Origin of the sequence: Streptomyces sp. NPDC050164 (genome assembly GCF_044459945.1) — a bacterium.
Classification (GTDB): Bacteria; Actinomycetota; Actinomycetes; order Streptomycetales; family Streptomycetaceae; genus Streptomyces; species Streptomyces coeruleorubidus_A.
On record NZ_JBITJK010000052.1, the window covers coordinates 48,538 to 58,758 of the forward strand.

General features: G+C 70.3%; 9 protein-coding genes. 4 read left to right on the forward strand and 5 right to left on the reverse strand.

What is annotated here, in order from left to right; all coding sequences use genetic code 11:
• Positions 1-176 precede the first annotated feature (176 nt).
• Together ACIBNA_RS40560 and purU are read right to left on the reverse strand one after the other, a co-directional pair.
• Positions 177-968: an IclR family transcriptional regulator gene (locus tag ACIBNA_RS40560; protein WP_399170315.1), complete on the reverse strand. Its 792-nt coding sequence runs from the start codon at positions 966-968 to the stop codon at positions 177-179.
• A 71-nt stretch (positions 969-1,039) separates the two neighbouring features.
• Positions 1,040-1,912 carry a formyltetrahydrofolate deformylase gene (gene purU / locus ACIBNA_RS40565; protein ID WP_399170316.1) on the reverse strand — a complete coding sequence of 291 codons (873 nt, stop codon included), beginning with the start codon at positions 1,910-1,912 and terminating at the stop codon, positions 1,040-1,042.
• Between the two features lie 191 nt (positions 1,913-2,103).
• On the opposite strand from purU, the gene ACIBNA_RS40570 reads away from it, so the two are divergent.
• Both ACIBNA_RS40570 and ACIBNA_RS40575 read left to right on the forward strand, forming a co-directional pair.
• Positions 2,104-3,246, forward strand: coding sequence for an aromatic ring-hydroxylating dioxygenase subunit alpha (locus ACIBNA_RS40570; protein ID WP_399170317.1), 1,143 nt, complete (start codon positions 2,104-2,106; stop codon positions 3,244-3,246).
• A gap of 3 nt (positions 3,247-3,249) precedes the next feature.
• Positions 3,250-5,544: an FdhF/YdeP family oxidoreductase gene (locus ACIBNA_RS40575; protein WP_399170318.1), complete on the forward strand. Its 2,295-nt coding sequence runs from the start codon at positions 3,250-3,252 to the stop codon at positions 5,542-5,544.
• Positions 5,545-5,590: 46 nt separating this feature from the next.
• On the opposite strand, the gene mshA is transcribed toward ACIBNA_RS40575, so the two are convergent.
• The 3 genes from mshA to ACIBNA_RS40590 are packed head-to-tail and all read right to left on the reverse strand — an operon-like array spanning position 5,591 to position 9,125.
• Complete coding sequence (gene mshA, locus ACIBNA_RS40580) at positions 5,591-6,832, reverse strand: D-inositol-3-phosphate glycosyltransferase (protein ID WP_399170327.1); 1,242 nt, start codon at positions 6,830-6,832, stop codon at positions 5,591-5,593.
• A gap of 26 nt (positions 6,833-6,858) precedes the next feature.
• The gene (gene fdhD, locus ACIBNA_RS40585) at positions 6,859-7,710 is read right to left on the reverse strand and encodes a formate dehydrogenase accessory sulfurtransferase FdhD (RefSeq protein ID WP_399170319.1); all 852 of its coding nucleotides are present in this window, start codon (positions 7,708-7,710) and stop codon (positions 6,859-6,861) included.
• A 32-nt stretch (positions 7,711-7,742) separates the two neighbouring features.
• Entirely contained in the window at positions 7,743-9,125 is a 1,383-nt protein-coding gene (locus ACIBNA_RS40590; RefSeq protein WP_399170320.1) for an L-serine ammonia-lyase, read from the reverse strand.
• A gap of 231 nt (positions 9,126-9,356) precedes the next feature.
• Between ACIBNA_RS40590 and ACIBNA_RS40595 the strand changes: the two genes are divergently transcribed.
• Complete coding sequence (locus tag ACIBNA_RS40595) at positions 9,357-9,680, forward strand: SDR family oxidoreductase (protein ID WP_399170321.1); 324 nt, start codon at positions 9,357-9,359, stop codon at positions 9,678-9,680.
• A 444-nt stretch (positions 9,681-10,124) separates the two neighbouring features.
• Positions 10,125-10,221: hypothetical protein (locus ACIBNA_RS40600; RefSeq protein ID WP_399170328.1), on the forward strand; the 97-nt coding region annotated here is incomplete at its 3' end.

Below are 10,221 nucleotides of genomic sequence, written 5' to 3' on the forward strand. Positions count from 1 at the left end.
GCGGGGGGGCCGGGGGTGGGGGGGGGGGGGGGGGGGGGGGGGGGGGGGGGGGGGGGGGGGGGGGGGGGGGGGGGGGGGGGGGGGGGGGGCCCCGCCCCCCCCCCCCCCCCCCCCCCCCCCGCCGCTTGTCATGAGGAGGCTGTTCTGGTCAGCGACCGAGCCGGGCCTCCCGGGCCTCAACCCGTATAGCCGAGGCGGCGGCTGAGCTCTTCCGCTCCCGCGAGCATCAGCGGTGCGAGTTCGCGCAACCGCTCGTCGGTCAGCCGGAACGCCGGCCCCGACGCGCTGAGGGCGGCGACGACCTCGCCGTCCTCCGAACGCACGGGAGCGGACAGGGCGTTGAGGCCCTCCTCGTATTCCTCCAGCGTGATGGCGTAGCCCTGCTCACGGGCTTCGGACAGATCCGCCTCCAGTTTCTTCCTGGAGGTCACCGTGCGCGGTGTCAGACGGGGCAGGCCGGACTCGGCGAGGAGCTCGTCGCGGGCCTCGCGGTCGAGGTGGGCCAGGAGGACCTTGCCGCTCGACGTGCAGTGCAGCGGCGTCAGCCGTCCCACCCAGTTCTGCGCGGCGATGGCCGACGAGCCGCGCACCTGGTAGAGGTTGATCGCGTAGGGGGACTCGAGCACGGCGATGTTCAGCGTCTCGCCCACATCGTCGACGAGACGCTCGCAGATCCCGCGGCCGTGTCTCGTGACGGCGATGCGGCCCGTCACGGCGCCGGCCAGGCGCACGACGCCGAAGCCGAGACGGTACTTTCCGCGTTCGCTCTCCTGCTCGACCATCCCATGCGCTTCCAGCGCGCCGAGCAGACGGAAAGCGGTGGACTTGTGGACGTCGATCGCCGCGGCCACTTCACTCACGCCCGCCTCGCCGTGCTGGGCGAGGATCTCCAGCACGGCGACAGCACGGTCAACGGATTGCACTCCACCACTGGGAGCGCCTGCGGAGTCAGCGCCGTAGTTGCTCATGGCGAAACCCTAAGTGAAATGGACAACAGGCGTGAGGGGGTGGAGGTCATTTTCCTCGGAGGCCGTTTTCCTCAGCGGAAGACGACCGTACGGTTGCCGTTGACCATGATGCGGCTCTGGCTGTGCCATTCCACCGCCCGCGCCAGGACCTGAGCCTCGACGTCGCGCCCCAGGGCGACCATGCTGTCGGGCCCCAGGGAGTGGTTCACACGGATGACGTCCTGCTCGATGATGGGCCCCTCGTCGAGGTCCGGAGTGACGTAATGGGCCGTCGCTCCCACGAGCTTGACGCCCCGCTCGTACGCCTGGACGTAGGGGCGGGCGCCCTTGAAGCTCGGCAGGAAAGAGTGGTGGATGTTGATCGCCCGGCCTTCGAGCTGCTTGCACAGGTCGTTCGACAGGATCTGCATGTAGCGGGCAAGGACCACCAGGTCGATGTCCAGCTCGTCGACGAGCTCCAGCAGCCGCGCCTCCGCCTCGGGCTTCGTCTCCCGGGTGACGGGCACGTGGTGGAAGGGGATCCCGTAGCTCTCGGCGAGCGGCTCGAAGTCCCGGTGGTTGGAGACGATCGCCGGCACCTCGATGTTCAGCGCGCCGGTGCGGCAGCGGAAGAGCAGGTCGTTCAGGCAGTGCCCGAACTTCGACACCATGATCAGCGTGCGCGTCGGCGTCGACGCCTCGTACAGCTGCCAGGAGATCCGGTACGCCTCCGCGACCTGGGCGAAGCCGGACTTCAGGTCCTCCAGCGACGTGCCCGGGTCCGAGACGTCGAAGTGCACCCGCATGAAGAAGCGGTCCTGCAACCGGTCGTCGAACTGCTGGCTCTCCTGGATGTTCCCGGAATGCCGGACCAGGAAGCCGGTGACGGCGTGGACGAGGCCCGAGCGGTCGGGGCACGACAGGGTGAGGACGAACTCGCGGCCGGTTGTGGGTCCAAGAGACACGGAGCCCTCCCAGAGAAGTGCGCATTACGCAACAGTCTGACTGATACGCAACATGGTCCTGGCTGCGACGGTCTGCGGTCAAGGGCTTGACACGGCTTCGGGTGGACTGCACCGTGAGTTGCGTAACAAGAAGCTCGTTGCACATGAGGCAACCGCTCGCCCGCCCGAGGCGCTTCACTTCGAGGTGAACCATGACTACGACCGGCCTGCCGGAGAGCCTGATCGCGACCCTCCCCGGTGACCACTACACGGACCCGGAGATCTTCCGCCTGGAGCAGGAGCACATCTTTGAATCCATGTGGTTCTGCGCGGCACGCTCGTCGGAACTGTCGAAGCCGGGCGCCTTCCGGACCGTGGACGTCGGGCGGGAGAGCGTCCTGCTGACCCGCTCGCGGGACGGCTCCGTCCGGGCCTTCTTCAACGTGTGCCGGCACCGGGGCGCGAAGCTGTGCACGCAGGAGTCCGGAGAGGTGAAGCGGGCCTTCCAGTGCCCGTACCACGCCTGGACGTACGACCTCAACGGCAAGCTCGTGGCGGCCCCGAACCTGACCAAGATGCCGGACATCGGCCGCACCGAGTACGGCCTGGCGAGCGTGGCGGTACGCGAGTGGCTGGGCTATGTGTGGGTGTGCCTGGCCGAGAACCCGCCCTCGTTCGAGCAGTCGGTGATCGCGGACGTGGTCGCGCGCCTGGGCGACGTGGAGTCCATCGAGCGGTACGACGTCGAGAGCCTTGAGGTCGGCCGACGGATCGTCTACGACGTCAAGGCCAACTGGAAGCTGATCATCGAGAACTTCATGGAGTGCTACCACTGCGCGACCATCCACCCCGAGCTGACCGAGGTCCTCCCGGAGTTCGCCGACGGCTACGCGGCGCAGTTCTACGTGGGACACGGCGCCGAGTTCGGCTCGGACGTCCAGGGCTTCACCGTGGACGGCTCGGAGGGCCTGGACCGAATCCCCACGGTCTCCGAGGAGCAGGACCGCCGGTACTACGCGATCACGGTGCGCCCCCAGGTGTTCATCAACCTGGTCCCCGACCACGTGATCTTCCACCGGATGTTTCCGGTGGCGGTCGACCGCACGATCGTGGAGTGCGACTGGCTGTACCTGAAGGGCGTGGTGGAGAGCGGACGGGACGTCAGCCGGTCGGTCGAGCTGTTCGACCGCGTCAACCGGCAGGACTTCGACGCCTGCGAGCGCTGCCAGCCCGCGATGAGCTCCCGGCTGTACGCCAAGGGCGGCGTGCTCGTGCCCAGCGAGCACCACATCGGCGAGTTCCACGACTGGGTTCAGGACCGCCTCGGTACCCGCGCGAACCTTGCGGAGAGCTAGGCGATGACCCGCAAGGCACCTGCCGAGGACCCCGGTGACTCCCGTCTGCGCGTGGGCCCGCCGAAGGATTACGCCGCGGGCGTTCCTGCGGTCACGTCCTCGCTGCGCCACGCCCACGCGCAGATGGGCGTCCGCCGCAGCCTGCTGACCCTGCTGAGCGTCAACCAGAAGACGGGATTCGACTGCCCGGGATGCGCCTGGCCCGAGCCCGAGCACCGGCACCGTGCCGAGTTCTGCGAGAACGGCGCCAAAGCGGTGGCCGAGGAGGCGACCCTGCGCCGGGTCGGCCCCGGCTTCTTCGCCGAGCACACCCTGGCGGAGCTGGCCGGACGCAGCGACTACTGGCTCGGTCAGCAGGGCCGCCTCACCCACCCCATGTACCGCCCGGCGGGCAGCGACCGGTACCGGCAGATCTCCTGGGACGAGGCGTTCGCCGTCATCGCCCGGGAGCTGGGCGCTCTCGACTCACCCGACCAGGCCGCCTTCTACACCTCCGGCCGGGCGAGCAACGAGGCCGCCTTCGTCTACCAGCTGTTCGTCCGGCTCCTCGGCACCAACAACCTGCCGGACTGCTCCAACATGTGCCACGAGTCGAGCGGCTCCGCCCTGACCGAGACCATCGGCATCGGCAAGGGCAGCGTCCGGCTGGAGGACCTGTACGAGGCCGACCTGATCCTCGTCGTCGGTCAGAACCCGGGGACCAACCACCCCCGGATGCTCTCGGCGCTCGAGACGGCCAAGGACAAGGGGGCCCGCGTCATCACGGTGAACCCCCTCCCCGAAGCGGGCCTGTTGCGTTTCAAGAACCCCCAGCGGCCCTCCGGCGTGCTGGGGGCGGGAACGCAACTCTCCGACCTGTTCCTGCAGATCAGGCTCGGCGGCGACCAGGCCCTCTTCCAGGCCTTCAACCGCCTGCTCCTGGAGGCGGAGGACGACGCTCCCGGCACGGTCCTCGACCATGGCTTCATCACCGCGCACACCCACGGCTTCGAGGAGTTCGCCGACCAGGCCCGCAAGACCTCCTGGGACGACGTCCTGGAGGCGACCGGGCTGTCGGAGCGGGAGATCCGGGAGGCGTTCCAGGAGGTACTGTCCGCCCGGAAGATCGTCGTGTGCTGGGCCATGGGCCTCACCCAGCACCGCCACTCGGTGCCGACCATCCGCGAGGTCGTCAACTTCCTGCTGCTGCGCGGAAACATCGGACGCCCCGGCGCGGGTCTGTGCCCCGTGCGCGGGCACTCCAACGTCCAGGGCGACCGGACCATGGGCATCCACGAGAAGCCGGACGCCGCCTTCCTCGACGCGCTCGGCGCGGAGTTCGGCTTCGTGCCGCCGCGCCACCACGGCCACGACGCGGTGGAGAGCATCCGGGCCATGCGGGACGGACAGGTACGGGTCTTCGTCGCGCTCGGCGGCAACTTCGTCTCCGCCGCTCCGGACACCGAACTCACCGAGCGAGCTCTGCGCAACTGCGAGCTCACGGTGCAGATCTCCACCAAGCTCAACCGGTCCCACGCGGTGGCCGGCCGCCAGGCGCTGATCCTGCCCTGCCTGGGCCGCACCGAAGCCGACCGGCGGCCCACCGGGGAGCAACGGGTGACGGTGGAGGACTCCATGGGGATGGTGCACCTCTCGCGCGGCCGGCTGGCGCCCGCCTCCGACGCCTTGCTGAGCGAGGTCGCGATCATCTGCCGGATGGCGAACGCGGCCCTCGCCAGCGGCGGTCCGCAGGTGCCCTGGGCCGACTTCGAAGCGGACTACGACCTGATCCGGGACAGGATCGCCCGGGTGATCCCCGGCTTCGAGGACTTCAACGCCCGGGTGCGCCGGCCGGGCGGCTTCGCCCTGCCCCACCCGCCGCGCGACGAGAGACGCTTCCCCACCAGGACCGGACTGGCCAACTTCACCGTCAACCCCCTGGAAGTGCTGCGCGTCCCGCAGGGGCGGCTGCTCCTGCAGACCATCCGTTCGCACGACCAGTACAACACCACCATCTACGGCCTGGACGACCGCTACCGGGGCATCCACCAGGGCCGCAGAGTGCTCTTCGTCCACCCGGACGACCTCGCCGCGCACGGTCTGACCGAGGGCGATCCGGTCGACATCGTCAGCGAGTTCTCCGACGGGGTCGAGCGCCGGGCACCGGCCTTCCGAACGGTCGCCTACCCCACCCCGCGTGGCTGCTGCGCCGCCTACTTCCCAGAGACCAACGTCCTCGTACCGCTGGACTCCACCGCGGAGGTCAGCAACACGCCGACGTCCAAGTCCATCGTGGTCCGGCTGGAACCGGCGCGCTGACCGGACTGCCGGTCAGTCACGCTCAGGATTAACCGGATTCGGCCGGTCAGGCACGCTCGCGCATCGCCGCCGCGTACACGTCCGCCGTGGCCGCGGCGGCCGCGTCCCAGCCGAACGACTCGGCGTGCCGGGCGGCGGCCGCGCCCATCCGGGCCGAGAGCGCCGGGTCGTCGGCGAAGCGGCGCAGTGCCCGCGCGTAGTCCGCGGGTCTGTGCCCCGGCACCAGCACGCCGCTCACTCCGTCCCGAACGGCCACCGGCAGACCGCCGACCGCGGCCGCGATCACCGGCGTGCCGCAGGCCTGCGCCTCGGCGGCCACCAGACCGAAGGACTCGCTGTAGGACGGCATGACCAGCACGGTCGCCGCCCGGTACCAGTCCGCGAGCTCCGCCTGATCCATCGGCGGACGGAACAGCACCACATCACCGATGCCGAGCTGGGCGGCGAGCTTCTGCAACTCCTCCGGCCTGGCCATGCCCCTGCCGCTCGGCCCGCCCACGACCGGCACGACGATCCGCTCACGCAGCCGCGGCCGCTCCACCAGCAGCCGGGCCACCGCACGCAGCAGTATGTCCGGAGCCTTGAGGGGCTGGATGCGGCCGACGAAGAGCGGGATCAGTGCCTCCGGCGGCAGCCCGAGCCTGGCCCGGGCCGCGGCCCGGCCGGCCTCGACCCCGCGAGGATCGGGCCGGAAGCGGTTCAGGTTCACGCCGGGGTGCACGACAGCGACCCTGCCGGGTTCCGCGTCGTAGTGGCGGCACAACTCGTCCGCTTCCTTCGCCGTGTTGGCGATGAGCCGGTGTGCGCCCCGGACGACCCGTGTCTCCCCGAGCACGCGGGACTCGGGTTCGGGTGTGTCGTCCTGGGCCAGGGACGCGTTCTTGACCAGGGCCATGGTGTGCATGGCGTGCACGAGCGGTACGCGCCAGCGTTCGGCGGTGAGCCGGCCGACCTGTCCGGACAGCCAGTAGTGCGAGTGCACGACGTCGTAGTACCCGGGGCGCTGCCCGGCCCAGACCCGCGTCACTCCGTGCGTGAAGTCGCACAGCCGCGCTGGCAGCTCCTCCTTGGCCAGACCCTCGTAGGGGCCGGCCACCACATGCCGCGCCAGCACGCCGGGCGCGAGCTCGACGGTGGGCGGCAGCGCCGCGGAGGTCGCCCGGGTGAAGATCTCCACCTCGATGTCGATCGCGGCGAGGCACTTGGCGAGTTCGACGATGTAGACGTTCATGCCGCCCGCGTCGCCGGTGCCCGGCTGGTGCAAGGGCGAGGTGTGCACGCTGAACATCGCGACGCGGCGGGGGCGGCGACGGCTCACTCCGGGTGACTCCCTCGCGGCCTCAGGGCGATGCGCTGCTCGCCGGCGTACACGTTCATGGAGCTGCCGCGCAGGAAACCGACCAGCGTGAGGCCGGTCTCCGCCGCCAGGTCCACCGCGAGGGAGGAGGGCGCCGAGACCGCGGCCAGCACCGGGATGCCCGCCATGACCGCCTTCTGCGCCAGCTCGAAGGACGCGCGGCCGGAGACCAGCAGGATGGTCCGGGACAGCGGCAGCGCGCCGGACCGCAGCGCGCGCCCGATCAGTTTGTCGACCGCGTTGTGACGGCCCACGTCCTCACGCAGGTCCAGCAGTTCCCCCTCCGCCGAGAACAGCCCCGCGGCGTGCAGCCCTCCGGTGCGGTCGAACACCCGCTGCGCGGCCCGCAGCCGGTCGGGAAGGGCGGCCAGCAGGTCGGGAGCGATCCGGACCGGGGGAGTGTCGGCGATCGGCCAACGGGCGGTGGTCCGCACGGCGTCCAGGCTCGCCTTGCCGCACAGACCGCACGAGGAGGTGGTGTACACATTCCGCTCGAGCGAGATGTCCGGCACCGCCACGCCGGGCGCGAGCCGCACGTCGACGACGTTGTACGTGTTGGAGCCGTCAGTTGTCGCGCCCGCGCAGTACACGATGTTCGCCAGCTCCTCGGCCCGGCCGAGGACGCCCTCGCTCACCAGGAACCCGGCGGCCAGCGCGAAGTCGTCGCCGGGCGTGCGCATGGTGATCGCGAGGGGCTTGCCGTTCAGCCGGATCTCCAGCGGCTCCTCCGCGACCAGGGTGTCCGGCCGGCTGCCCACCGCCCCGTCCCGGATGCGCAGTACGCGCCGTCGCTCGGTGACCCGTCCCACGCACAACTCCCCAGATCTCGGCTGCCGCGTCGTCAGCACTCGATGACGTTGACGGCGAGCCCGCCGCGGGCCGTCTCCTTGTACTTGACCTTCATGTCGGCGCCCGTCTCCTTCATGGTCTTGATGACCTTGTCCAGGGAGACGTGGTGGCGGCCGTCGCCCCGCAGGGCCATCCGGGCCGCGGTGATGGCCTTGACCGCCGCCATGCCGTTGCGCTCGATGCACGGGATCTGCACCAGGCCGCCGACCGGGTCGCAGGTCAGGCCGAGGTTGTGCTCCATGCCGATCTCCGCGGCGTTCTCGACCTGCTCCGGCGAGCCGCCGAGCACCTCGGCCAGCGCGCCCGCCGCCATCGAGCAGGCGGAGCCGACCTCGCCCTGGCAGCCGACCTCGGCGCCGGAGATGGACGCGTTCTCCTTGAACAGCAGGCCGATGGCGCCGGCCGCCAGCAGGAACCGGACCACGGCGTCGTCGTCGGCTCCGTGCACGAAGTTGACGTAGTAGTGCAGGACCGCCGGGATGATGCCGGCCGCGCCGTTCGTCGGAGCGGTGACCACCCGGCCGCCGGCCGCGTTCTCCTCGTTGACCGCCATGGCGTAGAGGGTCACCCACTCCAACGCCCGCCCCGCCGGGTCGCCCTCGGCCCGCAGCGCCTTGGCCACGGCGGTGGAACGGCGGCGGACCCTGAGCCCACCCGGCAGGATCCCCTCACAGGACAGGCCGCGTGCCACGCACTCCCGCATCACCCGCCAGATCTCCAGCAGCCCCGCGCGGATCTCCTCCTCGGTGCGCCAGGCCAGCTCGTTCTCCAGCATCAGCGCCGAGATCGACAGACCCGTCTCCTGGGTCAGGCGCAGCAGCTCGTCGCCGCTGCCGAACGGGTACTTCACCACCGTGTCGTCGACCTTGACCCGGTCCGCACCGACGGCGTCCTCGTCGACGACGAACCCGCCGCCGACCGAGTAGTAGGTGGCCTCCAGCAAGGCCAGCCCCTCGGCGTCGTACGCGAACAACGTCATGCCGTTGGCGTGGTACGGCAGGGAACGGCGGCGGTGCAGGACCAACTGCCGCTCCGTGTCGAAGCGGATCTCGTGGGTGTCGCCGAGCTCGCGGCCCAGCAGCCGCAGCCTTCCCGTCGCCCTGATCCGCTCGACGTCCCGTTCGGCCACGGCGACGTCCACGGTGTGCGGCTCGTTGCCCTCCAGGCCGAGCAGGACGGCCTTGGGGCTGCCGTGACCGTGGCCGGTGGCCCCCAGCGAGCCGAAGAGCTCGGCTCGTACCGACGCCGTCCGCGCGAGCAGATCTTCCTTCTCCAGCCTGTCGGCGAACATGCGGGCGGCCCGCATGGGACCGACCGTGTGCGAACTGGACGGGCCTATGCCGATGGAGAAGAGGTCGAAGACGGAGATGGCCACGAGCGGGCTCCCTTGTCTGCGCGTGAGTGTGGCGGGAGGTGCGAGCGAAACCTCTCGACCGCGGATGCCCCGGTTTCTGATGAAGCAACCAGCATCTCTATACGCAACAGCTTTTCTTCTGTGATCCAGGTTGTCAAGACGCCTGCCGCACGAGCGAGGACGAAGCGCCGCGGTGACGCTCCGCCGGCATCCGGAACCCCGGTCGCGCTACCAGACTGGTATGTCATGCGCATGACAAGACCTGTCGGGGTGTTGAGGGGAGTGGCCTACTCGGCGGCCAAGGCCGCACTCCTGGGATTCGCCCGGGCCCTCGCCCGCGAACTCGGCCCTTCCGGAGTCACGGTCAACGCCGTGGCCCCGGGCCTGATCAACACCGACATCACGCAAGGGAAGCTGGACGAGGAGCGCAGGGCCGCCGTGATCGCGGACGTTCCGGTACGCCGTATCGGCGATGTCGAGGACGCGGCCGACGTCATCGCCTTCCTGGCACGGCCCGAGTCGGGCTACCTCACCGGTGCGACATACGACGTCAATGGTGGGTCCCACATCCACTGAGAAGACCTCGCGCGACCGGCTGGCGGCACCCTCCATCCGTACGAACCGGGCCGCCAGGGCGAGACCCATCCGAGGCCGGAACATGCTCCACTCAGTCGCCCGGTCGGGCGCGGAACTGTCAGTCCGCCAAGCCAGTCAGGAGTCATGTCTGGTCGTTGGGTCGGGTCGTTACAGTGGGACCGCCCTATTCGACGCGTCGGAGCAGCCTTGGCGAACTTGTCTCAACACGAGGAGCTCTTCTCTGGCGACGGCAGTGGGCCAATGCGGTTGCCGCACTACACGTTTCCGGGTCGGACTTGGTTGTCGCGGCGGCGATCGTGGCGTTGCTGGGGGAGTTCGGCGTGGCCGCCGGCGCCGCCCGTACGACGATCAGCAGGCTGGCGCGTCGGGGGGTGCTGGAGGGCAGTCGGCGGGGGCGGTACAGCTCGTACCGGCTGACGCGGGGTGCGTGCGCTGCGCACCGCGCTGCGGTGGCGGGGCTTCGCGCCGTTGTACGACGCGGTGTGGGCGTCGCCGCACCCGCTCACCCCCAAGGGGCGTG